Here is a 25,148-nt window from a genome sequence, read left to right on the forward strand (position 1 = left end):
TTTTTGTGAGAACCGACCGCATGTACAAGCTTGAAGTCCAAGACCTGCATAAACGCTATGGCAGTCACGAAGTGCTCAAGGGCGTGTCCCTGAAAGCGGCGGCTGGCGATGTGATCAGCATCATCGGCTCCAGTGGCTCCGGCAAAAGTACCTTCCTGCGCTGCATCAACCTGCTGGAGCAGCCGCACGCAGGCAGGATTCTGCTCAACAACGAAGAGCTGAAACTGGTGGCCAACAAGGACGGCGCGCTGAAGGCTGCCGACCCGAAACAACTGCAACGCATGCGTTCGCGCCTGTCGATGGTGTTCCAGCATTTCAATCTGTGGTCGCACATGACCGCGCTGGAAAACATCATGGAAGCGCCGGTCCACGTGCTCGGCATGTCCAAGGCCGAAGCCCGCGAGAAAGCCGAGCACTACCTGAACAAGGTCGGCGTGGCACATCGTAAAGACGCTTACCCGGGCCACATGTCCGGTGGCGAACAGCAGCGCGTAGCGATTGCCCGTGCGTTGGCGATGGAGCCTGAGGTGATGCTGTTCGACGAGCCGACCTCGGCCCTCGACCCGGAACTGGTCGGTGACGTGCTGAAAGTCATGCAGGCCTTGGCCCTCGAAGGCCGGACCATGGTGGTGGTGACGCACGAAATGGGCTTCGCCCGTGAGGTGTCGAACCAGCTGGTGTTCCTGCACAAAGGTGTCGTCGAAGAAAGCGGCAACCCGCGTGAGGTGCTGGTCAATCCACAGTCCGAACGTCTGCAACAATTCCTCTCGGGCAGCCTGAAGTAAACCGAACTCCCGTTGCGCACCGGGATAGTGCATGCTTCGCAATCTAGAAGCTGGCTCCGATCCCTGTGGGAGCTGGCCTGCCAGCGATAGCGGTGGGCCAGTTTGCATCTCTGGCACAGACACACCGCCATCGCTGGCAGGCCAGCTCCCACAGTTTGATCTCCATCGGTTTTGAGATTTGCGTTCATTTACGGGCTAGCATTGGCCCATGCCTTCATCACTGTTCTTCGCTTCGGATTGCCCGCCCATGACTGCCCATCGAATTGGTTTCCTGATTTGGCCCAGCACTAAAGCACTGACGCTTGCGCTGGCTGAGGAGGCCTTGCGTGTTGCCCAGCGTGTGCATCCGGACGTGGTCTACGAACTGTCGTTTTTGCAGGCCGAACCGCCGACCGAAGGCGCCTGGCAATTGCCGGGTGAACCCTGGGCCGGCAAGCTCGAAAACTTCCAGAAACTGTTTCTGCTCGCTGATGAGCCGCCGACCACCCTCGCGCCGGCGCTCAGCAGTGCGCTGAAACAACTGGTGCGAGCCGGTTGCGTGATCGGTGGTCTGTCGGCCGGTGTTTACCCGTTGGCGCAACTCGGTTTGCTCGACGGTTATCGCGCTGCCGTGCATTGGCGCTGGCAGGACGATTTCGCCGAACGTTTCCCTAAGGTCATTGCCACCAGTCATCTGTTCGACTGGGATCGCGATCGCCTGACCGCGTGCGGCGGCTTGTCGGTACTCGACTTGCTGTTGGCGGTACTGGCCCGTGATCACGGTGCCGAACTGGCGGGCGCCGTGTCCGAAGAACTGGTGGTCGAACGCATCCGCGAAGGCGGCGAACGCCAACGCATTCCGCTGCAGAATCGCCTCGGTTCCAGCCATCCGAAGCTCACCCAAGCGGTGTTGCTGATGGAAGCCAACATCGAAGAGCCGCTGACCACCGACGAAATCGCCCAGCATGTGTGCGTGTCCCGTCGGCAGTTGGAGCGCATCTTCAAGCAATACCTCAACCGTGTGCCGAGCCAGTACTACCTGGAATTGCGCCTGAACAAGGCCCGACAAATGTTGATGCAAACCAGCAAGTCGATCATCCAGATCGGCCTGTCGTGTGGCTTCTCTTCGGGGCCGCATTTCTCCAGCGCCTACCGCAACTTCTTCGGCGCCACGCCGCGGGAAGATCGCAACCAGCGGCGCAGCAGCAGTCCTTTCGAGTTGTCGTCGGTGCCGTCCGAGCGCGGCTGATCTATTCGTCGATCTCGGAACCGTCAGAGGTGGAAATTTGCGTTTCACCTCGATTGATCACCTCTTCCACGCCAAAATCCGCGCCCGTGCGTTCGAAGTAACTGATCAGCCGTACCAGGCTTTCTTCTGAAAAGGGATTGCCTCTCAAGGTGATGTTCTCTGCAATTTCCACTGGCAGTTCCATCAGGTCGCTGGGCACTTCGGTGATTGCATTCGTGCTCAGGTCTGCCCAGTCCAGGTCGGTCATCTGAAACAGACCATTGGGTATTTCGGTGATGCCGGTATCGTTGAGCAGGACGGTGGACAGGTCCGGCATCTGACTCAGATCAGGTGTTCTTCCCAGTGCGTTGGAACCCAGATCGAGGTAGTCGAGCTGTTCCATTCCCGCCAATGCGTTTGCCGACTCCGCTGACAAGCTGACGCGGCAGTGGGGAAGTGACAGTGACCGCAGTCGACCCATCTTGAACACCGCATCGGGAAGGTCACCGAGGTCACAGTCGCGCAGCCTCAGGCTTCTGAGGTTGGGGAAAGACTCCAGAAATTGCCCCATGCGAGTCACGCCCTCGACACTGTGCAGCTCCAGCGCGGACACATGACTGAAGTCGGCGTTGAGGGTCGGCAGCTCTCCATTTATCGGGTAATTGATGACCAGTTCAAACGTTGGCTCAAGCGTGTCATTGAAATCATCCAGTTCGGATTGATGCCGCCAGCACTGCTCCAGCACTTGCTTGAATTCGTCGCGGTTGGCGTGCTCGACAAACAGTTGGTAGGCGTTGAAGGGCTCACCCGTCAGCGGGTGACGAGGTGGCAGGTCGGCTGTCCATACCGACAGGTCGTTGCTCAGCTGAGCGAGCTCAGCTTCCAGGTTTGTCAGCTCCATCCGGCCATCTTCCAGCGTGCCGGGCAACTCGTAGACGAAATCGCTTGCCTGCTCGACTTCCATGTTTGGGTAGAGCTTCCTGGCCCGTTCTATATCCGCCTCGGGGGCATAGACGCCCAAGTCGTAAGAGGTTTCGAAGTAGTGAAGCTTGATGAGTTGTCGTGCACTGTCGGTGAGCGGGTTGTGCGAAAGATGCACGCCGCGTTTGTCGTGCACCGGGCTGTCGAACATCCCGGCAGGCAACTCGGTGATCCGGTTGTTCATCAGCATGAGGGTGTCGAGCCTGGGGTGTTTCATGGCGCTGCCGGGGATTTCAGTCAGGCCGGTATCGCTCAGATCCAGGTGCACGAGTTCAGGTAAGGAGTCGATGCCAGGTACCGTATCAAACGGGTTCCGGAACAGGTCCAGCATCACCAGTTTTTTCAATGAGGACAGCTTTGACCAGGCGACAACGTCAAACGTGATGCCGCAATCGTTGAGCACCAATGCATCGAGGTTTGCCATCCGTGGGATGGCGTCGGGCAGGGTGGTCAGGGCGAAGCGGCGTAAATCGAGGCGACGAAGGCCATTGAAACGCTGCAGAAAACCGTGAATGCCTTGCTCCGCATGGCTGCCTTCAAGGGCAAGCAATGAGACGTGACTGAAGTCGGCAGTCAATACCGGCATATCGCCCAGGATCGGCTCTGCGAACCGCAGCACATATCGGGCACTGCTGTCGGCGGCGTCCAGGTCCCGGTCTGTTTGTCGTCGCCAACTGCGCTGGATTTCCTGAGCCAGCAGGCGGCGGTTGTGCTGCTGGGCTTGTTGTTCCAGTTCGCTCAGCGTGAGCCCGGTGTCGGGATGGACGGTGGGGGCTTCTCTTATCCAGTTGTCCAGGTCGTGATGCAGTCGTTCCAGCTCACGGCTCAGGCGAGAAAGCTCTACGCGAGCGCCATCGGGGTGTTGCTGTAAACGGGCGACGACCGACCGGAGTTCCTCCCGGGTCAGGCTTGGATAAACCTCGAGAACCCTGTCGTCCAGTGTCGGTTTCGGGTGGCCAATACGGTGATAACCCTCCGTACCACCGGAAAGGCGCATGGTTGTCGGGTCATAGAAGGTTTTGCGATGGGGGTTTTTCGCAAATAACGTGCGTAATCCGGGTTGATCCATCGCGTGTTCTGCAATGCGCTCTTTGAAGGGCTGCACGTCTTCAACGGAGAGATTTAACGCATTGCGTTCAGCGTCCGGCAGTGCTTGAAGGAGTGCTTGGAAGAAGTCTCCCGGGACTGGAGATTCGCCATTTTCATCATGTACGTAGTAGCCGTCTTCGGTGCGTACCAGTGTTTTAACGATTGCAGCGTCGGCTTGGCCAATGCTGTCGAGCGTCTGCCCATTGGGGGAGTAGTCCTTGACTTCAATGCGCAGTCGGTTCGGCCATTCGGGCATCGAATCCAGGCTGTGCAAGGCCAGCCGGTTGGTGTCCGTGGCGTCCAGCGAATCAATGTAAAACCCTTCATAAGCGCGGATGGTGCGCACAGTCTCCATGGCTTTCTGCGCGACGTCTTTCAGGCGCTGGGGCACGCGGCCACTGTGCAGTTGCCGCAGTTCGGTACCGGTTGCATTGCTCACCAGTTCTTGCGCGACATCGGTCGGCAGTCCTTTTACTTCGCCAAGTAGTTGTTGAACCTGCAGATTGTCTGTTGTTTCCTGAGCCCGGTAGCGAAGTTCAAACAGGGACTTGCGGTACCTCAGTGCGGTAGCGGCGATCAGTTCTCTGAGCATTTGCGTTTGAGGGCCCAGCTCTGGCACGGGAGTATCGTCAGGCCATGAGTCGTATCGGGTCAGCAGTTGATGTTGCATGGCCGGATCGGCTTTTCGATAGAACTCCGGCTGGTCACTGCTGATCTGCTCGATAAAGGTCTTGATGTCCTGATTGATCTTGAACCGCTTGATGCTGTCGGTCAGCGGTGACGGTGGGCGAAGGTTATCGACATGCGCTTCACGCAGCACGTTGTCGTGATAGCCGCTGATACGCAAAATCTGCTCGCGCTCGGCACTGGAAAACGACTCGACGCTATGGCCGAGGCGGCGCATGACGGTTTCCCGATCCCACGTCAGTGGACGCTCCAATGCTGTCCGCCAGGCACCCTGATTGTTGTGTATCAAAGGCGGCTGGTAAGCATCGACCCGGTTCGGATGTTGAATCTGAAACCCGCCAGTCTCGCTCTTCGGTTTTACTGCGTAGAGCTTGTCTTCGAGGGGCAACAGGGTTTGGCCCTGATGTTGATACAAGCCGAGATGATCGGGTTTGGCATCTGTCGGCAAGACAACGGATTGTTCGTAAGGGGCGAGATCCGGCTTCCAGTATCGGGTTTTGCCTCCGGCTGCCTCGACGGGTTTGAGCGGAGCGATCAGCGCCAGCGTTTCGCGGGACAGGAGGCGGCTGAATGCGCCGGCGGCCATGGCGCCGCCCACCGCAAATGTCCCGACCTGGACGACTGTCTCAACGACCGATATCAGTTGCCCGAACGCTTCTTTTTTCAGCCCCTCGGCCCAATCGACGATACCTTCGAAGGCTTCGTCGAGTACCTGGTAGGCCATGTAGGCCAGCATCAACTCACCCAGAAAGGGAACAAAGGGCAGGGCAACGAACGAGGCTACTTCAAGAATCGCTTTGGCGACGCGACTGAAAGCGTCCCACAGCGCCCATCGCGCCGTTCGGTCGGCACTGGCAGTAGAAACCGCGAGGGTGCGCGCGTCATTGAGGATCTTGTTCAGTTGCTGCTGATAGAGGTGCGTCCACACATCGGTTCTGATCGGGCTCACCGAGAACTTCAGGTCGGGCTTGTCGATGGGGGTATCGCGCCAGCTTGGCAGCGGGTCGCCGTGTTGATGTTCATGCCAGATCACGGCGCTGAGTCGGCGGTTGAGGTCAGCGAAAAAGTGTCCCCTCTGCTGATGATCGACAAAGCGACTGAAGAATGACTGGTAGGCGGGCGAGCGCAGTTTGCGGGTCAGGTCGGTCATGAACGACAAGGTGTCGGGGTACTGTTTGAGCGGGTGTTCCGGATCGTCGGGGATGTAGGCGATGATCCGCGAAGCCTGTCGTGTCAGTTCAAGCCGTGGCGCGAAAATGACGATCCCGGTCAGCAATGAGGACATCATCGTCAGGTCATGGCAGTGCAACCTCCAGTCGTCCAGCCACACATTTGCGCGACCTTCAGCGATATCGAGAATCGAACGATAAGCGTCGGAGGGCAGATCATTCCGAGTGTGTGCCAGTTGCAGTGCGGATCGCAGGGCTGCCTTGTGCGTCTTGATGACGTTCGACTTCAACATCGCGCCCGCCACAGGATTGGTCAACCCCAGATTGTCCTTGAGGTAAGCCTCGTACTGACCGCCGATATCCAGTTCTCTGCACAGCCTTGTGAAGCTCTGGATGGAGAGTTGGCGCTTGATCGCCGGCAGCGTATCGAACTGTCCGGTGGGTGAAGGTTCGGTGATGAATGTCGAGGCGGACTCATAGGCGTCCGCGTTGGTCTCGGAATCCTGGAAATTGTGCAGCGCTGCGTCGAGCAGTGAAACCGTCCAGGTGCGTGCAGCACCGGTTTTGATCGGGAACCATGGGATCGTTTGCGGAATGTACAGGCGCAGGAAGGTCGTCTTGACGTTCAGCTCCAGGTCGAAGCGGCTTTTCAGCGCCTCTCTCAAGAGCGGTTCGGCAAAGTCGCGGGCGTTCTGCAATTTGTCCAGCATCGCCTCCAGGCGATTGCGCTGAGTCCAGTGCTCTTCGCTGGCTGTTTTCAATGACAGATGCTGCTGACGGGTTGCCGTGGTGTGCCAGCCAGGCACTTCCAGTCGGGCGCTTTTGAGTGCGTTGCGCGTTGCGGGTGATGCTTTCAAGACCCAGTCGGGCAGATTGTTGAACGCGTGATGGAAGTGCGCGTCTGTCTGAGCGGCAAGCTCGGGTTCGTGTTGATTCATGCGCTATTCCCTTAGCGTTTTGGATTGAACCCAAGGAAAACAGACGATGAAGCATGGCGTGCGGTACATAATTACCGCACCGCTTCACAAGCCTGCCTGTAACCTGTGCCGCCGGTTTAAACTGCGCCTTTGCGACGCTATATGTCGCATTGCCGTAAACCCGGGAAAATCCGGGGTTTGCGCTATAAGAAGTTGTCGCTTGGCGGCAAGGCCGGGCTGAAAACTGTCCTTACAATCCCCCCATCGCTCGCCAGTTTCAGGCGGGTGTTCCTCTTCAGGAGACTCCGATGTCCGTTGAGCACGCTGCGGTAGAACGCGCCGATTTCGATCAGGTAATGGTTCCCAACTATTCGCCTGCCGCCTTCATTCCTGTGCGTGGCGCCGGTTCCCGCGTTTGGGACCAGTCTGGCCGCGAGCTGATCGACTTCGCCGGCGGGATTGCCGTCAACGTATTGGGCCATGCGCACCCGGCGCTGGTCGGTGCCTTGACCGAGCAGGCGAACAAGCTGTGGCACGTGTCCAACGTGTTCACCAATGAGCCGGCTCTGCGCCTGGCGCATAAGCTGATCAACGCGACCTTTGCCGAGCGTGCGTTCTTCTGCAACTCTGGCGCAGAAGCCAACGAGGCCGCGTTCAAGCTGGCCCGTCGTGTCGGCTTCGACCGGTTCGGCAGCGAGAAGTACGAAATCATCGCCGCGCTCAACAGCTTCCACGGCCGCACCCTGTTCACCGTGAACGTCGGTGGCCAGTCGAAGTACTCCGATGGTTTCGGTCCGAAGATCACTGGCATCACCCATGTGCCGTACAACGATCTGGCTGCGCTGAAAGCCGCCATTTCCGACAAGACCTGCGCTGTGGTCCTGGAACCGATCCAGGGCGAGAGCGGTGTCATCCCGGCCGAACTTGAATACCTGCAAGGCGCCCGTGACCTCTGCACCGCGCACAACGCGCTGTTGATCTTCGACGAAGTGCAGACCGGCATGGGCCGTACCGGCAAGCTGTTCGCCTACCAGCAATACGGCGTGATCCCGGACATCCTGACCAGCGCCAAGAGCCTGGGCGGCGGTTTCCCGATCGCGGCGATGCTGACCACCGAAGACCTGGCCAAACACTTGGTCGTCGGCACCCACGGCACCACCTACGGCGGCAACCCGCTGGCGTGCGCAGTGGCCGAAGCGGTGATTGACGTGATCAACACCCCTGAAGTGCTGGCCGGCGTCAACGCCAAGCACGACAAGTTCAAGGCGCGCCTGGAGCAGATCGGCGAGAAATACGGCCTGTTCACCAAGGTCCGCGGCATGGGCCTGTTGATCGGTTGCGTGCTGAGCGATGCCTGGAAGGGCAAGGCCAAGGACATCTTCAACGCCGCCGAGCGCGAAGGCCTGATGGTTCTGCAAGCCGGTCCGGACGTGGTGCGTTTTGCGCCAAGCCTGGTGGTGGAAGATGCTGACATTGATGAGGGTCTGGACCGTTTCGAGCGCGCTGCGGCGAAACTGACGCAAGCCTGATAGACCCTTCGACGCCTGACCTTTCAGGCGTCGATCCAAATTTTTGTTTCGGGCTGGATCAAAAGTGTGGGAGCTAGCCTGCTAGCGATGGGGGCCTGATAGCCAACATCATTGTTGCCTGACAGGACGATATCGCTAGCAGGCTAGCTCCCACAGTTGACTCTGAGTTGTTTCAGGGATGGCCCGGGATTTTTTCTTCTGTAAGTTCTGAGATTAAGGAGTGACACCATGCTGGTGATGCGCCCCGCGCAAATGGCTGATCTGGGCGAGGTACAGCGTCTGGCTGCGGACAGCCCGATTGGTGTCACTTCCTTGCCGGATGACGTTGAACGCCTGAGCGACAAGATCGCCGCGAGCGAAGCTTCGTTCGCCGCCGAAGTCAGCTTCAACGGTGAAGAGAGCTATTTCTTCGTCCTCGAAGACTCCGCCACCGGCAAGCTGGTGGGCTGTTCGGCCATCGTGGCGTCGGCCGGTTATTCGGAGCCGTTCTACAGCTTCCGCAATGAAACCTTCGTGCACGCCTCTCGCGAGCTGAAGATTCATAACAAGATTCACGTGCTCTCCCAGTGCCACGACCTGACCGGCAACAGTTTGCTGACCAGTTTCTACGTGCAGCGCGAGTTGGTGGGGTCGCCCTGGGCCGAGCTCAATTCCCGTGGCCGCTTGCTGTTCGTGGCCAGCCATCCGGAGCGCTTTGCCGATTCCGTGGTGACCGAGATCGTCGGTTACAGCGACGAAAACGGCGACTCGCCGTTCTGGGACGCCATCGGTCGCAACTTCTTCGACCTCAACTACGCCGAAGCCGAGCGTCTGTGCGGGCTGAAGAGCCGGACCTTCCTCGCCGAACTGATGCCGCATTACCCGATCTACGTGCCACTGCTGCCGGACTCCGCGCAAGAAGCGATGGGCCAGGTGCATCCACGGGCGCAAATCACCTTCGACATCCTGATGCGCGAAGGCTTCGAGACCGATCACTACATCGACATTTTCGACGGCGGCCCGACCCTGCATGCACGTGTCTCGGGGATCCGTTCGATCGCCCAGAGCCGTGTGGTCCCGGTGAAAATCGGCGAGCCGGTCAAGGGCGCCGGTCGTCAGTATCTGGTGGCCAACGCCCAGTTGCAGGATTACCGCGCCGTGTTGCTCGAGCTCGATTACGCGCCGGGCAAGCCCGTGACCCTGGACCTGGAAACAGCCGAAGCCCTGGGCGTCGGTGAAGGTGCGAGCGTGCGCCTGGTGGCGGTTTAACGACTGCTTTAATGCCTGAAAAGCAGAGAGTTTCGCGGGTGGCGCAAGCGGCCCGTTTGAGGAGATAGCATGATCGTTCGTCCCGTACGCAGCAGCGATTTACCCGCTCTGATCGACCTGGCCCGCAGCACCGGCACCGGCCTGACCACCTTGCCGGCCAACGAAGAACGTCTGGCCCACCGGGTCGGCTGGGCCGAGAAGACCTTCCGCGGCGAAGCCGGGCGCGGCGATGCGGACTATCTGTTCGTACTCGAAGATGACGACGGTCGCGTGGTGGGGATTTCCGCCATTGCCGGCGCCGTCGGTCTGCGTGAGCCCTGGTACAACTTCCGGGTTGGCCTGACGGTCAGCGCGTCCCAAGAGCTGAACATCTATCGCGAAATCCCGACGCTGTTCCTGGCAAACGACCTGACCGGCAACTCTGAATTGTGCTCGCTGTTCCTGCACGCCGATTACCGCACGGGCCTCAACGGTCGCATGCTGGCAAAGGCGCGGATGCTGTTCATCGCCGAGTTCCCGCAGCTGTTCGGCAACAAGATCATCGCCGAGATGCGCGGCGTGTCCGACGAAGCCGGGCGTTCGCCCTTCTGGGAAAGCCTGGGCCGACACTTCTTCAAGATGGAATTCAGCCAGGCCGATTACCTGACCGGTGTGGGCAATAAGGCGTTTATCGCCGAACTGATGCCGAAATTCCCGCTGTACACCTGCTTCCTGTCGCCGGATGCGCGCAACGTGATCGGTCAGGTGCATCCGGACACCGAGCCGGCGCTGTCGATGCTCAAGAGCGAAGGTTTCAGCTATCAAGGCTACGTCGACATTTTCGACGCCGGCCCTGCGGTGGAGTGCGAAACCGTCAAGATCCGCGCCGTGCGCGACAGCCAGGCGCTGGTGTTGGCCATTGGTACGCCGGGTGACGACGCCACGCCTTTCCTGATTCACAACCGCAAGCGCGACGACTGCCGGATCACTGCCGCGCCAGCACGCTTCGCCGCCGGCACGTTGGTCGTCGATCCGCTGACCGCCAAACGTCTTCAACTCAACGCCGGCGATCAAGTGCGCGCTGTTCCGTTGTCTGCTGCTCGGGAGTCGAAATAATGAATTCGCTATACATCGCAGGTGAATGGCTGGCCGGTCAGGGTGAAGCCTTCCAGTCGCTGAACCCGGTGACCCAGCAAGTGCTGTGGGCCGGCGAGGGCGCTACCGCCGCTCAAGTTGAGTCGGCCGTGCAAGCTGCGCGTCAGGCGTTTCCGGGTTGGGCCCGTCGCACGCTGGATGAGCGCATCACCGTGCTGGAGGCTTTTGCCGCGGCGCTGAAAAACAACGCTGACGAATTGGCGCGCTGCATCGGTGAAGAAACCGGTAAACCGCTGTGGGAAGCGGCGACTGAAGTGACCAGCATGGTCAACAAGATTGCGATCTCGGTGCAGAGCTACCGTGAGCGCACCGGCGAGAAGAGCGGCCCGCTGGGCGACGCCACCGCCGTGTTGCGCCACAAGCCACACGGCGTGGTCGCGGTGTTCGGTCCTTACAATTTCCCGGGCCACTTGCCGAACGGTCACATCGTGCCGGCGCTGCTGGCCGGTAACAGCGTGCTGTTCAAGCCGAGCGAACTGACCCCGAAAGTCGCCGAACTGACGGTCAAGTGCTGGATTGAAGCCGGCCTGCCGGCAGGCGTGTTGAACTTGCTGCAAGGCGCTCGCGAAACCGGTATCGCCCTGGCGGCGAATCCGGGCATCGACGGCCTGTTCTTCACCGGTTCGAGCCGCACCGGCAATCATCTGCACCAGCAGTTCGCCGGTCGTCCGGACAAGATCCTGGCATTGGAGATGGGCGGTAATAACCCGCTGGTGGTCGATGAGGTCGCTGATCTTGATGCTGCGGTTTACACCATCATCCAGTCGGCGTTCATCTCCGCTGGTCAGCGTTGCACCTGTGCCCGCCGCTTGCTGGTGCCGCGAGGCGCCTGGGGCGACACGCTGCTGGCGCGTCTGGTGGCGGTCAGTTCGACGATTGAAGTCGGTGCTTTTGATCAGCAACCGGCGCCGTTCATGGGTTCGGTGATTTCCCTTGGCGCGGCAAAAGCGCTGATGGACGCGCAGGAGCATCTGCTGGCCAATGGCGCGGTGGCGTTGCTGGAAATGACTCAGCCTCAAGCGCAAGCCGCGTTGCTGACCCCTGGCATTCTGGATGTAACGGCAGTGGCCGATCGTCCTGACGAAGAGCTGTTCGGCCCTCTGCTGCAAGTGATCCGCTACGCTGATTTTGAAGCGGCGATCGCTGAAGCCAACGACACCGACTATGGCCTGGCGGCCGGTCTGCTGTCGGATTCCGAAGCACGTTATCAGCAGTTCTGGCTGGAAAGCCGTGCCGGTATCGTCAACTGGAACAAACAGCTGACCGGTGCTGCGAGCAGCGCGCCATTCGGCGGCGTCGGCGCCTCGGGCAACCATCGCGCCAGTGCTTACTACGCGGCGGATTACTGCGCGTACCCGGTGGCGTCGCTGGAAACGCCGAGCCTGGTGTTGCCGGCGGCCCTTACGCCAGGCGTGAAGATGGCGTGATGCCCATCGCCAGCAGGCTGGCTCCCACAGGTTCGGTGGTGTTCACACATTTTGTGTACCACCCAATCACTGTGGGAGCCAACCTGCTGGCTCCCACAGGTTCGGCGGTGTTCACACATTTTGTGTACGGCGCGATCACTGTGGGAGCCAGCCTGCTGGCGATGGCCGCGCCTCGGTCTCAAATCTAGTTACTGAAGCCTATAACAACAGATTCTCGTGGAGCCTCGCTGATGAAATCCTATGAAGTCAATTTTGACGGTCTAGTGGGGCCGACCCATAACTACGGCGGCCTGTCCTACGGCAACGTCGCGTCCCAGAGCAACAGCCAGCAATCTTCGAATCCGAAGGAAGCCGCGCTGCAAGGCCTGGCGAAAATGAAAGCGCTGATGGAAATGGGCTTTCAGCAAGGCGTGCTGGCGCCACAAGAGCGTCCTGACGTCGCTGCCCTGCGTCGCCTGGGCTTCAGCGGCACCGACGCGCAAGTGATCGAGCAAGCCGCCAAAGACGCGATGCCGTTGCTGGTCGCCAGTTGCTCGGCCTCGAGCATGTGGGTGGCCAACGCCGCCACCGTCAGCCCAAGCGCTGATACTGCCGACGGCCGCGTGCATTTCACTGCCGCCAACCTCAACTGCAAATACCACCGCAGCATCGAACACCCGACCACCAGCCGCGTGCTGGGCGCGATGTTCGCTGACCAGAAACACTTCGCTCATCACGCCGCGTTGCCGGCCGTGGCGCAGTTCGGTGACGAAGGCGCGGCCAACCACACCCGTTTCTGCCGTGAATACGGTGAAGCCGGCGTCGAGTTCTTTGTGTTCGGTCGCAGCGCCTTCGACACCCGCTACCCGGCGCCGCAGAAGTACCCGGCGCGCCAGACTCTCGAAGCCTCCCAAGCGGTTGCCCGCCTGCACGGCCTGAGCGATGACGGCGTGGTCTATGCCCAGCAGAACCCTTCGGTGATCGATCAGGGCGTGTTCCACAACGACGTGATCGCGGTGGGTAACGGCGAAGTGCTGTTCTATCACGAGGACGCGTTCCTCGACACCGACCAGATGCTGGCCGAGCTGCAAGGCAAACTCGCCAAGGTCGGCGGGAAATTTCAGTCGATCTGCGTACCGCGTTCTGCGGTCACCGTGGAAGACGCGGTGCGTTCCTACCTGTTCAACAGCCAGCTGCTGTCGCGTCCTGACGGCTCGATGCTGTTGATCGTGCCGGAAGAATGCCGTGGCAACGAGCGCGTCTGGCAATACCTGCAAGGTTTGACCAGCTCTGGCGGCCTGATCCGCGAAGTCAAAGTCTTCGACCTCAAGCAAAGTATGCAGAACGGCGGTGGTCCGGCGTGCCTGCGCTTGCGCGTCGCCCTCAACGAAACCGAACTGGCGGCCGTCAACCCAGGGGTTATCATGACCGCACCGTTGTACGGCACGCTGACCGAATGGGTCGACAAGCACTACCGCGACCGCATGGCTGAAACCGATCTCGCGGACCCGCAATTGTTGCTTGAGTGCCGGACGGCACTGGATGAACTGACGCAAATCCTTAAACTGGGCGCGGTTTATCCATTCCAGATCAATTGAACGTCGAGAGCGTAAAACACATGAGCGATACCCTGCAGCTGATCCTTGAAGACACCGACGGCACGCAACTGGAAACGTCCTGCACCCGCGTCGCGGTCCTGTGGCAAGGCAAAGAGCTGTGGATTCAGCACGACGGCCGCGGCCAACTGCTGATCGGCGTGGACGTCGAAGAAGGTGACGCTGAGTACGCAAACCTGCTGCTGCGCCCATTGGCGACTAATCTGGTAAGTCTGCAACTGGAAATGGAACCGGCTGAAGTCGGTGACGAAGACCACGTGCACGGCCCGGATTGCGCACACGACCACTAAGGAAACCGCTCTATGCTCGCCCTCGGCAAACTGCTTGAACTGACCCTCGCCGGCCGCGAACCGGCGGAGAAGACTCAACTGACTGTCGAAGGCGTGCGGATGCGCTGGTTGAGCGAAGGTGCGCTGGAAGTCCGGCCACCTGAAGCGCGCGACAATGGCCTGGACCTGCTGCTGTCAGCCGGCATCCATGGCAACGAAACAGCGCCGATCGAGTTGCTTGATCGCCTGTTGCATGACATCGCCCGCGGCGACTTGAAGCCGCGCGCACGCATTCTGTTCCTGTTCGGCAACCCGGAAGCGATTCGCAAGGGCGAGCGCTTCATCGAGCAGGACGTCAATCGGCTGTTCAACGGCCGTCACGAACAAACCAGCGGTTCCGAAGCCCTGCGCGCCTGTGAACTGGAGCGGCTGGCAGCCAGTTTCTTCAGCCTGCCGGATCGTGAACGCCTGCACTACGACCTGCACACAGCAATTCGTGGCTCAAAAATCGAGCAGTTCGCCCTGTATCCGTGGAAAGAAGGTCGCCAGCATTCCCGTCAGGAGCTGGCTCGCCTGCGCGCCGCCGGTATGGAAGCGGTGCTGCTGCAAAACAAGCCGTCCATCGTTTTCAGTTCCTACACCTACGACAAACTGGGGGTCGAGTCTTTCACCCTGGAGTTGGGCAAGGCGCGGCCGTTCGGGCAGAACGATGGCGTCAACGTCTCCCTGCTGGAAACCCGCCTCAAACAGATCATCGAAGGCACCGAGCCGGAACTGACCGAAGCGGCGCTGGATGGGTTGCAGTTGTTCAGCGTGGCGCGGGAAATCATCAAGCACAGCGACAGCTTCCGCCTGAACCTGCCGGCGGACATCGAAAACTTTTCGGAGCTGGAAGTGGGTTATCTGCTGGCCGAAGACATCGCCCAGACCCGCTGGATCATCGAGGAAAAGGGCGCCCGGATCATCTTCCCGAACCCCAAGGTGAAAAATGGCCTGCGCGCCGGCATCCTGATCGTGCCGACCACCGACGAAAACCTGGCCTGAGTTCACCGCAAACCAATGTGGGAGCTAGCCTGCTAGCGATTGCAATGTGTCAGTCACCCTGGTTGTCGACTGATACTCCGCTATCGCCAGCAGGCTAGCTCCCACAGTTATGTCCGGTGTTTAGACGGCTAAGGCACGCGGCTCGGTGCGGCGCAGTGCACGAACCTTCTGCAGCGTATCCGCACACGTTCTTCCCGAACCCCAAGGTGAAAAATGGCCTGCGCGCCGGCATCCTGATCGTGCCGACCACCGACGAAAACCTGGCCTGAGTTCACCGCAAACCAATGTGGGAGCTAGCCTGCTAGCGATTGCAATGTGTCAGTCACCCTGGTTGTCGACTGATACTCCGCTATCGCCAGCAGGCTAGCTCCCACAGTTATGTCCGGTGTTTAGACGGCTAAGGCACGCGGCTCGGTGCGGCGCAGTGCGCGAACCTTCTGCAGGGTGTCCGCACACGTTCTTCCCGAACCCCAAGGTGAAAAATGGCCTGCGCGCCGGCATCCTGATCGTGCCGACCACCGACGAAAACCTGGCCTGAGTTCACCGCAAACCAATGTGGGAGCTAGCCTGCTAGCGATTGCAATGTGTCAGTCACCCTGGTTGTCGACTGATACTCCGCTATCGCCAGCAGGCTAGCTCCCACAGTTATGTCCGGTGTTTAGACGGCTAAGGCACGCGGCTCGGTGCGGCGCAGTGCACGAACCTTCTGCAGGGTGTCCGCACACGTCTTCGCCGCTTCCTGACCTTTATGCACGAAATGCTCGAAGAAGAACTTCTGATGTTCTTCACCGGCATGGAAGTGGTGCGGGGTCAACACCACCGAGAACACCGGCACTTCGGTTTCCAGCTGAACCTGCATCAACCCGCTGATGACCGACTGGGCGACGAATTCGTGACGGTAAATCCCGCCATCGACCACCAGGCCAGCGGCAACAATGCCAGCATAACGACCGGATTTGGCCAGCAGTTTGGCGTGCAAAGGGATTTCAAAGGCGCCGCCGACTTCGAAGAAATCGATCTCCGATTCCTGATAACCCTGCGCAATCATTTCGGCGACGAAGCCCTGACGGCTCTGGTCGACGATTTCCTTGTGCCAGCAGGCCTGGATGAACGCAACGCGCTCGCCGTGATGGTGTTTGCTTTTGCTGTCGATTGCGGTGGGTTGCATGTTCTGACTCCTGTTTATGTAAAAAACAGGGCATATGAATCGAATGGGATTTAAGGGTGCGCACGCTCGCACGAATGCCCGCGGACGGCCCTTTGGCGCCAATCCCGTTCTCTCTTCATCCGGACTATGACCGTCGGCCCCGGGATCACACCGGGTCTGCTGACCTTGTCGCCAGTCACCGCCGAAGCCGTGCTGTCGCCAAGCGCTCGCGGGCTATGCGCATTGCGCGCAATTACCGCCGGTGGGGAGTTGCACCCCGCCCTGAGAACGTTTTGCCGTCAGATTGTCTGGCGGCGCAGCGTTTTTAACACATATTTCGCACCTGTGCATTGCGGCTATCTGATGATTGCTATCGATTTTTTCGCTCGCTTGATCAGCCTTTTCCACCTCCAAGGGTTGATTATTCGTCGTCATGACCGCAGTAATTCCATCCTGAACGGGATTTTCCCCTGCTGACCGAGGCCAGATTCATGAGCGTTATCGATCTTCGCAGCGACACCGTCACCCAACCGACCTCAGGGATGCTCCACGCGATGGCCAACGCGGCCACCGGTGACGACGTCTACGGCGAAGATCCGACCGTCAATCGACTGGAAGCCGAGCTTGCCAGTCGGTTGGGTTTTGCCGCGGCGCTATTCGTTCCGACGGGCACCATGAGCAACTTGCTGGGCTTGATGGCGCACTGCGAGCGCGGTGACGAATACATCGTCGGCCAACAGGCCCACACCTATAAGTACGAAGGCGGTGGTGCGGCGGTGCTCGGATCGATCCAGCCTCAGCCGCTGGAGGTGCAGGCCGATGGCTCGCTGGATCTGGAGCAGGTTGCCGCAGCGATCAAGCCGGACGACTTCCATTTCGCTCGTACCCGCTTGCTGGCGCTGGAAAACACGATGCAGGGCAAGGTTCTGCCGCTGGAATACCTGGCCCGGGCCCGCAGCTTCACCCGTGAACACGGTCTGGCCCTGCACCTGGACGGCGCTCGCCTGTATAACGCCGCCGTCAAACTGGGTGTCGAAGCCCGTGAAATCACGCAGTATTTCGATTCGGTCTCGGTTTGCCTGTCCAAAGGCCTGGGCGCGCCGATCGGTTCGGTGCTGTGCGGCTCGGTGGAGTTGATCGGCAAGGCGCGACGCCTGCGCAAGATGGTCGGCGGCGGAATGCGTCAGGCCGGTATTCTGGCGGCGGCAGGTTTGTATGCCCTGGATAAAAACATTCACCGACTGGCCGACGACCACGCCAATGCTCAGTTTTTGGCCGACGGTTTACGTAAGGCCGGTTACAGCGTCGAGCCGGTGCAGACCAACATGGTTTATGTGCAAATGGGTGATAAGGCCGAGGCGATCAAAGCCTTTGCCGCCGAGCGCGGGATCAAGTTGAGCGCTGCCAGTCGCCTTAGAATGGTCACGCATATGGACGTCAGCCGCGCGCATATCGAGCAAGTCGTCGCGACATTCGTCGAGTTTTCGCGCAACTGACCGCGTTAGCCGTCCAATTGACCGTTTCTATCGTATAAACACGCTGTACCCCGCGCGCAGGGCCGATATAATGCGGCCCTTTGCCGTCGCTTCGTCTGTTGACGTTTCGCACAGGCCTTTGGCCGCAGCCTCCGTGGAAGATCCTAATGAAAAGCGCAGAAATCCGTGAAGCCTTCCTTCGCTTCTTCGAAGAGCAAGGCCACACCCGTGTAGCCTCCAGCTCTTTGATTCCGGGCAACGACCCAACCCTGCTGTTCACTAACGCGGGGATGAACCAGTTCAAGGACTGCTTCCTGGGCCAGGAAAAGCGCGCGTACACCCGCGCCGTCAGCAGCCAGAAATGCGTGCGCGCCGGCGGCAAGCACAACGACCTGGAAAACGTCGGTTATACCGCCCGTCACCACACTTTCTTCGAAATGCTGGGTAACTTCAGCTTCGGTGATTACTTCAAGCGCGACGCGATCACCTACGCCTGGAACTTCCTGACCTCCGACAAGTGGCTGAACCTGCCGAAAGAAAAGCTCTGGGTCACCGTCTACGCCAGCGATGACGAGGCCTACGACATCTGGACCAAGGAAATCGGCGTTCCAGCCGAGCGCATGGTTCGCATCGGCGACAACAAAGGCGCGCCATATGCGTCGGACAACTTCTGGACCATGGGCGATACCGGCCCGTGCGGCCCTTGCACCGAGATTTTCTACGATCACGGCGCCGACATCTGGGGTGGCCCACCGGGCTCGCCGGAAGAAGACGGCGACCGCTACATCGAAATCTGGAACAACGTGTTCATGCAGTTCAACCGCACCGCCGATGGCGTGTTGCATCCGCTGCCAGCACCGTCGGTCGACACCGGCATGGGCCTGGAGCGGATCAGTGCCGTGCTGCAGCACGTTCACTCGAACTATGAAATCGACCTGTTCCAGAGCCTGCTGAACGCATCGGCCAAAGCCATCGGTTGCACCAACGACGCACAGGCTTCCCTGAAAGTCGTGGCCGACCACATTCGTTCCTGCGGTTTCCTGGTTGCCGACGGAGTGCTGCCGTCCAACGAAGGCCGCGGCTACGTGCTGCGCCGGATCATCCGTCGCGCCTGCCGTCACGGCAACAAACTGGGCGCCAAGGGCAGCTTCTTCTACCAGATCGTTGCGGCCCTGGTCGCCGAAATGGGCGAAGCGTTCCCTGAGTTGAAATCCCAGCAGGCGCACATCGAACGCGTGCTGAAAGCTGAAGAAGAGCAGTTCTCCAAGACCCTGGAGCACGGCCTGAAGATCCTCGAGCAGGATCTGGCCGAGCTCAAAGGCGACGTGGTGCCGGGCGACGTGGTGTTCAAGCTCTACGACACCTACGGCTTCCCGATGGACCTGACCGGCGACATCGCTCGCGAGCGCAGCCTGACCATCGACGAAGAAGGCTTCGAGCGCGAAATGGAAGCCCAGCGCGTCCGTGCCCGTTCCGCCAGTTCCTTTGGCCTGGACTACAACAGCCTGGTCAAGGTTGACGTTGCCACCGAATTCACCGGTTACAAAGCCACCAGCGGTTCGGCGAAAGTCGTTGCTCTCTATAAAGACGGGCAGTCGGTCGACGTTCTAAGCGAAGGCGAAGAGGGCGTGGTCGTTCTCGATCAGACCCCGTTCTACGCTGAATCCGGTGGTCAGATCGGCGATTGCGGTTATCTGCAATCGAGCAGCGGCCGTTTCGACGTGCGTGACACCACCAAAACCGGCGGCGCGTTCCTGCACCACGGCGTACTGGCTTCGGGCAGCCTGCTGATCGGCGCTCCGGTTGAAACCCACGTTGAAGCCGATGTACGTCACGCGACGTCGCTGAACCACTCAGCCACCCACCTGCTGCACGCTGCGCTGCGTAAAGTGCTGGGCGATCACGTTCAGCAGAAAGGCTCGCTGGTCGACAGTCAGCGCCTGCGCTTTGACTTCAGCCACTTCGAAGCCATCAAGCCTGAGCAGTTGAAGGCGCTGGAAGAAATCGTCAATGCCGAGATTCGCAAGAACTCCGCCGTTGAAACCGAAGAAACCGACATCGAAACCGCCAAGAAGAAAGGCGCCATGGCGCTGTTTGGCGAGAAGTACGGCGACAGCGTGCGCGTGTTGAGCATGGGCGGTGATTTCTCCGTCGAACTGTGCGGTGGCATCCACGCCAACCGTACCGGCGACATCGGTCTGCTGAAAATCATCAGCGAAGGCGGCGTGGCTTCCGGTGTGCGTCGTATCGAAGCAGTCACCGGCGCAGCAGCGCTGGCATACTTGAACGCTGCCGAAGAACAACTCAAGGAAGCGGCCAACCTGGTCAAGGGCAGCCGCGACAACCTGATCGACAAGCTGTCGGCTGTGCTGGAGCGCAACCGTCTGCTGGAGAAGCAACTCGAGCAGTTGCAGGCCAAGGCTGCCAGCGCAGCGGGCGACGATCTGTCGGCCTCTGCCCTGGACGTCAAAGGCGTGAAAGTGCTGGCCGTGCGTCTGGACGGTCAGGACGCCAAGACGCTGCTGGCGCTGGTCGATCAACTGAAAAACAAACTCGGCCGCGCAGTGATCCTGCTCGGCAGTGTCCATGAGGAAAAGGTCGTTCTGGTTGCAGGCGTAACCAAAGACCTGACTGGCCAACTCAAAGCCGGTGATTTGATGAAGCAAGCCGCTGCGGCAGTGGGCGGGAAGGGCGGTGGTCGTCCGGACATGGCGCAGGGCGGTGGTACTGACGCTGGCGCACTGGATGCCGCATTGGCCCTGACTGTTCCATTTGTAGAGCAGGGTTTATAAGGCAGTGTGTCCGGCCCGCAGTCTAGTGGCGGGCCGGAACGCTGTTTGAGTGATTATTTGGGCGCCCTTCATGGGCAGAGGCGGCTTTGAAATGGCTTTGATCGTACAGAAATTTGGAGGCACCTCGGTCGGCACTGTCGAGAGAATCGAGCAGGTCGCCGACAAGGTTAAGAAATTCCGCGATGCCGGCGATGACCTGGTGGTTGTGCTGTCTGCAATGAGCGGCGAAACCAACCGTCTGATCGATCTGGCCAAGCAAATCAGTGGCGACGGCCAACCGGTTCCGCGTGAGCTGGACGTGATCGTCTCCACCGGTGAGCAGGTGACGATTGCCCTGCTGGCCATGGCGCTGATCAAGCGCGGTGTGCCAGCGGTGTCCTACACCGGCAACCAGGTGCGGATTCTGACGGACAGCGCGCACAATAAAGCGCGTATCTTGCAGATTGATGACCAGAAGATTCGCGGTGATCTGAAAGCAGGTCGCGTGGTGGTTGTCGCCGGTTTCCAGGGCGTCGACGAGCACGGCAACATCACCACCCTCGGTCGTGGCGGTTCCGACACCACCGGCGTGGCGCTGGCGGCGGCCTTGAAGGCTGACGAATGCCAGATCTACACCGATGTCGACGGCGTTTACACCACCGACCCGCGTGTGGTGTCCGTGGCTCAGCGCCTGGACAAGATCACCTTCGAAGAGATGCTGGAAATGGCCAGCCTCGGTTCCAAGGTGTTGCAGATCCGTGCGGTCGAGTTCGCCGGCAAGTACAACGTTCCGCTGCGCGTACTGCACAGCTTCAAGGAGGGTCCGGGCACCCTCATTACTATTGATGAAGAGGAAACCATGGAACAGCCGATCATTTCCGGCATCGCTTTCAATCGCGATGAAGCCAAGCTGACCATCCGTGGCGTGCCAGACACCCCGGGCGTTGCATTCAAGATTCTCGGCCCGATCAGCGCCGCGAACATCGAAGTCGACATGATCGTGCAGAACGTTGCGCACGATAACACCACCGACTTCACCTTCACGGTGCACCGCAATGACTTCCAGGCCGCGCAAACCGTGCTGGAAAACACCGCTCGCGAGATCGGTGCCCGTGAAGTCGTTGGCGACATCAAGATCGCCAAGGTCTCGATCGTCGGTGTCGGCATGCGCTCCCACGCAGGCGTGGCCAGCCGCATGTTCGAATCCCTGGCGAAAGAAAGCATCAACATCCAGATGATCTCGACGTCGGAAATCAAAGTCTCCGTTGTGATCGAAGAGAAGTACCTGGAACTGGCTGTGCGCGCTCTGCACACAGCTTTCGAACTGGACGCACCAGCTCGCCAAGGCGAGTAATGCGTTTGCCGAAGGGCGCGGTCTGACCGCGCCCTTTGTTTTTTTGAATGGTGCGACCTAGAGCTGTTCTTTTGCTCGCGCTAGTCAATACTCAGGCATGTAGGGTTGCGATCGTTCCGGTTGTAGGTCGAATGCCTTTTTTTTGCAGACTGTTGTTCCTGAAATGAAATGCGTGAGGAGAAAGGTATGCTGATTCTGACTCGTCGGTGCGCAGAAAGCCTGATTATTGGTGATGGCGAAATCACCGTGACCGTGCTCGGCGTCAAAGGAAATCAAGTGCGTATTGGCGTTAATGCGCCTAAAGAGGTTGCTGTTCACCGTGAGGAAATCTACTTGCGGATCAAGAAAGAGAAGGACGACGAACCAAGCCATTAATTTTTATCGTTTTTTATGTTTGCAAACGGGGAAGAAGCTGGTTAATATACGCCCCGTGTTGCGGAGAGCTGGCCGAGTGGCCGAAGGCGCTCCCCTGCTAAGGGAGTACACCTCAAAAGGGTGTCGGGGGTTCGAATCCCCCGTTCTCCGCCATTATTTGCGTAGTACGTTGTAATCTGGCTTCTTCGGTAAGTTGTTGAAATTACTAGAAAAAAGCGCTTTACAAAAAGATTCGACGGCCTATAATGCGCGGCAACAAATGCACTCGTAGCTCAGCTGGATAGAGTACTCGGCTACGAACCGAGCGGTCACAGGTTCGAATCCTGTCGAGTGCACCATTTAAGAGTTGTTTGCAGTGATGTGAATAGCTTGGCTTCAACCAGTTGTGATCTGGTATAAAACCACAAATGCACTCGTAGCTCAGCTGGATAGAGTACTCGGCTACGAACCGAGCGGTCACAGGTTCGAATCCTGTCGAGTGCACCAAACACCAAAAAGCCCGCGTTTAACGCGGGCTTTTTGCCGTCTGGGTTTTGGCTTTTCCCTTGGTACATCCTTTCTCATCGAAGTCGACGTGAGCACTGCGACCCCGCTTGGTGTCGTAACGGTAGCTTGTGGTCGAATTGCGCACCGTGATCTTGTCAGGCTTGCCGAGTGCGCTTTCGACATCCTGCTGACTCATGCCGGCAACCACCCGTTGATTGATGATCGCTTCCCGTCGCTCCCGCGCGTTGATCACGTTCCCGCATTTATCCTCGGTCTGGCCGACGATCGTCGGCTCCCTTCTTTTGATTTTCATACCTGATGTTTCGCGCGTGTCCGCTTCCGGCATAAGGGCTACCGTGCTGCCGGGTGTGAAGGTGCGCACATCCTGGAGCGAAAGGCTGTCACCGGCCTCACAGCTCAATGTGGTGAAGCTAATGCGGCCGTTGGCTGCCTCGCAGCGGTGAACGGTGGTGGAAAATGCCTCTAGCGGTAGGCAGAGCAGGGCGATCAGCAAAAAATACTGTGCATTCAATAGCATCAAACGTCCTCCATGACGGTCTGACTCTAGGGTAGCCGTTACATTTGCAGCGCTGGTGTGTTTTCTTTTCAGAATGAGTCGTCGGATTTTCATGGATCAGGATGGCGCTCAGGTTTGTCTCGCAAGCGCTTGTTTCAGCCAAGATTTTTTAACGTTTAAAACCGTCGGGCGGTGTATCATTGCGCCCGTCAGCCCCGCCGGGGCTTGTGGAATACCTCCATGGACTTACCCAGTAGTAACTCAGTAAACCGTTTTTCCAATCATGAATTGACTGATTGATCCTTCCGGCGTGCCCCGCTGCTGGGAGTGGAGTTCGCCTATGTCCGAAGTTGAAGTAAAGAAAACGCAAGAAAGCCTGCAGGACCGCCTCGCTCAAGTCGTTGAGCTGTTGCAGCGTCAGCGGGTGGTCGAAGACCTGACTCATCGCCAGGAAGGCCCGCATCACGACCGGGTCGAGAACCTGGTTCACCGGCAAAACCTCGTCGAGCTGCAACGCAAGCTCGATGACCTGCACTCCGCCGACGTCGCCTATATCCTTGAAGCCTTGCCGCTGGACGATCGTCTGACGCTCTGGCAATTGGTCAAGGCTGATCGCGACGGCGACATCCTGCTCGAAGTCTCCGACTCGGTGCGTGAAACCCTGATCGCCGACATGGACGATCATGAGCTTCTGGCGGCGGCCAAGGACATGGATGCCGACGAACTCGCTGACCTGGCTTCCGAGCTGCCGCGCGACGTCGTCCATGAGCTGATGGAAACCCTCGATGGTCAACAGCGTGAGCGCGTTCGCTCCGCGTTGTCCTATGACGAGGAGCAGGTCGGTGCGCTGATGGACTTCGAGATGGTGACGATCCGTGAGGATGTCAGTCTCGAAGTGGTCTTGCGCTACCTGCGTCGCCTCAAAGAGCTGCCAGGCCACACGGACAAACTGTTTGTGGTCGATTACGACGGCGTGCTCAAGGGCGTGTTGCCGATCAAGCGTCTGTTGGTCAACGACCCGGAAAAACAAGTTTCGGAAGTCATGGCCAGCGATCCGGTGAGTTTTCACCCGGACGAAGATGCCTACGATGCCGCACAGGCGTTCGAACGTTACGACTTGATCTCGGCGCCCGTGGTCGACAAAAACGGCAAGCTGATCGGCCGTCTGACCATCGATGAAATGGTCGACCTGATTCGTGAAGAGAGCGAAAACGAAGTTCTCAACATGGCGGGTCTGCGTGAAGAAGAAGATATTTTCGCGTCGGTCTGGAAATCCCTGCGTAACCGCTGGGCCTGGCTGGCGGTCAACCTGATCACCGCGTTCATTGCCTCCCGCGTGATCGGTTTGTTCGAAGGTTCGATCGAGAAGCTGGTGGCGCTGGCGGCATTGATGCCGATCGTAGCGGGTATCGGTGGCAACTCGGGTAACCAGACCATCACCATGATCGTTCGCGCCATGGCGCTGGACCAGGTGAGCACCGGCAACACGTCACGCCTGATGCGCAAGGAGTTGGCCGTAGGCCTGATCAATGGCCTGGTGTGGGGCGGCGTGATTGGTGTTGTCGCCTACATGCTGTACGGCAGTTGGTCGCTTGGTGTGGTGATGACCGCCGCCATGACGCTTAACCTGTTGCTGGCGGCGTTGATGGGGGTGTTGATTCCCATGACCCTGGCGCGCCTCGGACGCGATCCGGCGATGGGCGCCAGTGTGATGATCACCGCCATGACCGACAGCGGAGGTTTCTTCATCTTCCTGGGACTGGCAACCATCTTCCTGCTCTGATTTCCGGTGACCTTAAACCCGCTAATCGGCTGGTAAAAACCGCCTCTGTAGGAGCCAGGCTTGCCGGCGAAGGCATCCTTGAAATCGCCTTCGCCGGCAAGCCTGGCTCCTACAGATATAACTAACCCGCCAATTGGCGGGTTTTTTTTGCCTGGATTT

Annotated in this window: 17 protein-coding genes, 3 tRNA genes, 2 pseudogenes and 1 riboswitch; of the genes and pseudogenes, 17 read left to right on the forward strand and 5 right to left on the reverse strand. The window is 59.2% G+C overall.

Annotated features, from left to right (window positions below; genetic code table 11):
- Positions 1-20 precede the first annotated feature (20 nt).
- Together ACA066_RS06690 and argR are read left to right on the forward strand one after the other, a co-directional pair.
- Positions 21-785, forward strand: a complete 765-nt coding sequence (locus ACA066_RS06690; protein ID WP_033056742.1) for an ABC transporter ATP-binding protein — start codon at positions 21-23, stop codon at positions 783-785.
- A gap of 247 nt (positions 786-1,032) precedes the next feature.
- Positions 1,033-2,013, forward strand: coding sequence for a transcriptional regulator ArgR (gene argR, locus ACA066_RS06695; RefSeq protein WP_007943887.1), 981 nt, complete (start codon positions 1,033-1,035; stop codon positions 2,011-2,013).
- 1 nt (position 2,014) lies between these two features.
- On the opposite strand, the gene ACA066_RS06700 is transcribed toward argR, so the two are convergent.
- Positions 2,015-6,856 (reverse strand): dermonecrotic toxin domain-containing protein, encoded by a 4,842-nt coding sequence (locus tag ACA066_RS06700; RefSeq protein WP_497698598.1) that lies wholly within the window; start codon positions 6,854-6,856, stop codon positions 2,015-2,017.
- A 287-nt stretch (positions 6,857-7,143) separates the two neighbouring features.
- Between ACA066_RS06700 and ACA066_RS06705 the strand changes: the two genes are divergently transcribed.
- The 7 genes from ACA066_RS06705 (at position 7,144) to astE (ending at position 15,081) form a co-directional block, all read left to right on the forward strand.
- A complete protein-coding gene (locus ACA066_RS06705; protein WP_253430855.1) occupies positions 7,144-8,364 on the forward strand; it encodes an aspartate aminotransferase family protein in 1,221 nt (406 codons plus the stop codon).
- A 228-nt stretch (positions 8,365-8,592) separates the two neighbouring features.
- Entirely contained in the window at positions 8,593-9,612 is a 1,020-nt protein-coding gene (gene aruF / locus ACA066_RS06710; protein WP_461953635.1) for an arginine/ornithine succinyltransferase subunit alpha, read from the forward strand.
- 69 nt (positions 9,613-9,681) lie between these two features.
- The gene (gene astA / locus ACA066_RS06715) at positions 9,682-10,707 is read left to right on the forward strand and encodes an arginine N-succinyltransferase (RefSeq protein ID WP_497698599.1); all 1,026 of its coding nucleotides are present in this window, start codon (positions 9,682-9,684) and stop codon (positions 10,705-10,707) included.
- Positions 10,704-12,173: a succinylglutamate-semialdehyde dehydrogenase gene (astD, locus tag ACA066_RS06720; protein ID WP_497699819.1), complete on the forward strand. Its 1,470-nt coding sequence runs from the start codon at positions 10,704-10,706 to the stop codon at positions 12,171-12,173. The genes astA and astD overlap by 4 nt, the downstream gene beginning before the upstream one ends.
- A 230-nt stretch (positions 12,174-12,403) precedes the next feature.
- The gene (astB, locus tag ACA066_RS06725) at positions 12,404-13,750 is read left to right on the forward strand and encodes an N-succinylarginine dihydrolase (protein WP_497698600.1); all 1,347 of its coding nucleotides are present in this window, start codon (positions 12,404-12,406) and stop codon (positions 13,748-13,750) included.
- A gap of 20 nt (positions 13,751-13,770) precedes the next feature.
- Entirely contained in the window at positions 13,771-14,058 is a 288-nt protein-coding gene (locus tag ACA066_RS06730) for a hypothetical protein (protein WP_027923932.1), read from the forward strand.
- Between the two features lie 12 nt (positions 14,059-14,070).
- The gene (astE, locus tag ACA066_RS06735; protein WP_497698601.1) at positions 14,071-15,081 is read left to right on the forward strand and encodes a succinylglutamate desuccinylase; all 1,011 of its coding nucleotides are present in this window, start codon (positions 14,071-14,073) and stop codon (positions 15,079-15,081) included.
- A gap of 120 nt (positions 15,082-15,201) precedes the next feature.
- Here the strand turns inward: astE and ACA066_RS06740 are convergent.
- The 3 genes and pseudogenes from ACA066_RS06740 to ACA066_RS06750 all read right to left on the reverse strand — a co-directional run.
- Positions 15,202-15,279: pseudogene (locus ACA066_RS06740) on the reverse strand (6,7-dimethyl-8-ribityllumazine synthase); the annotation flags it as partial.
- 191 nt (positions 15,280-15,470) lie between these two features.
- Positions 15,471-15,548, reverse strand: a pseudogene (locus ACA066_RS06745) (6,7-dimethyl-8-ribityllumazine synthase); the annotation flags it as partial.
- A gap of 191 nt (positions 15,549-15,739) precedes the next feature.
- On the reverse strand, positions 15,740-16,249 hold the full coding sequence (locus ACA066_RS06750; protein ID WP_497698602.1) for a 6,7-dimethyl-8-ribityllumazine synthase: 510 nt from the start codon (positions 16,247-16,249) through the stop codon (positions 15,740-15,742).
- A 102-nt stretch (positions 16,250-16,351) separates the two neighbouring features.
- A riboswitch (FMN riboswitch) is annotated at positions 16,352-16,522 on the reverse strand.
- Positions 16,523-16,719: 197 nt separating this feature from the next.
- Here ACA066_RS06750 and ltaE point away from each other — a divergent pair.
- The 7 genes from ltaE (at position 16,720) to ACA066_RS06785 (ending at position 22,689) form a co-directional block, all read left to right on the forward strand.
- The gene (ltaE, locus tag ACA066_RS06755) at positions 16,720-17,724 is read left to right on the forward strand and encodes a low-specificity L-threonine aldolase (RefSeq protein WP_497698603.1); all 1,005 of its coding nucleotides are present in this window, start codon (positions 16,720-16,722) and stop codon (positions 17,722-17,724) included.
- A 146-nt stretch (positions 17,725-17,870) separates the two neighbouring features.
- The gene (gene alaS / locus ACA066_RS06760; protein ID WP_497698604.1) at positions 17,871-20,495 is read left to right on the forward strand and encodes an alanine--tRNA ligase; all 2,625 of its coding nucleotides are present in this window, start codon (positions 17,871-17,873) and stop codon (positions 20,493-20,495) included.
- A gap of 91 nt (positions 20,496-20,586) precedes the next feature.
- Positions 20,587-21,828 carry an aspartate kinase gene (locus tag ACA066_RS06765; RefSeq protein ID WP_031319071.1) on the forward strand — a complete coding sequence of 414 codons (1,242 nt, stop codon included), beginning with the start codon at positions 20,587-20,589 and terminating at the stop codon, positions 21,826-21,828.
- Between the two features lie 186 nt (positions 21,829-22,014).
- On the forward strand, positions 22,015-22,203 hold the full coding sequence (csrA, locus tag ACA066_RS06770) for a carbon storage regulator CsrA (RefSeq protein ID WP_003178872.1): 189 nt from the start codon (positions 22,015-22,017) through the stop codon (positions 22,201-22,203).
- A gap of 62 nt (positions 22,204-22,265) precedes the next feature.
- Positions 22,266-22,356 (forward strand) — tRNA-Ser (locus ACA066_RS06775).
- 108 nt (positions 22,357-22,464) lie between these two features.
- Positions 22,465-22,541, forward strand: a tRNA-Arg gene (locus ACA066_RS06780).
- A 71-nt stretch (positions 22,542-22,612) separates the two neighbouring features.
- Positions 22,613-22,689, forward strand: a tRNA-Arg gene (locus ACA066_RS06785).
- 19 nt (positions 22,690-22,708) lie between these two features.
- On the opposite strand, the gene ACA066_RS06790 is transcribed toward ACA066_RS06785, so the two are convergent.
- On the reverse strand, positions 22,709-23,227 hold the full coding sequence (locus ACA066_RS06790; protein WP_497698605.1) for a cell envelope protein SmpA: 519 nt from the start codon (positions 23,225-23,227) through the stop codon (positions 22,709-22,711).
- 319 nt (positions 23,228-23,546) lie between these two features.
- Between ACA066_RS06790 and mgtE the strand changes: the two genes are divergently transcribed.
- Positions 23,547-24,989: a magnesium transporter gene (gene mgtE / locus ACA066_RS06795; RefSeq protein ID WP_497698606.1), complete on the forward strand. Its 1,443-nt coding sequence runs from the start codon at positions 23,547-23,549 to the stop codon at positions 24,987-24,989.
- The last annotated feature ends 159 nt before the right edge of the window (positions 24,990-25,148 follow it).

This window comes from Pseudomonas sp. LBUM1651 (assembly GCF_059716135.1).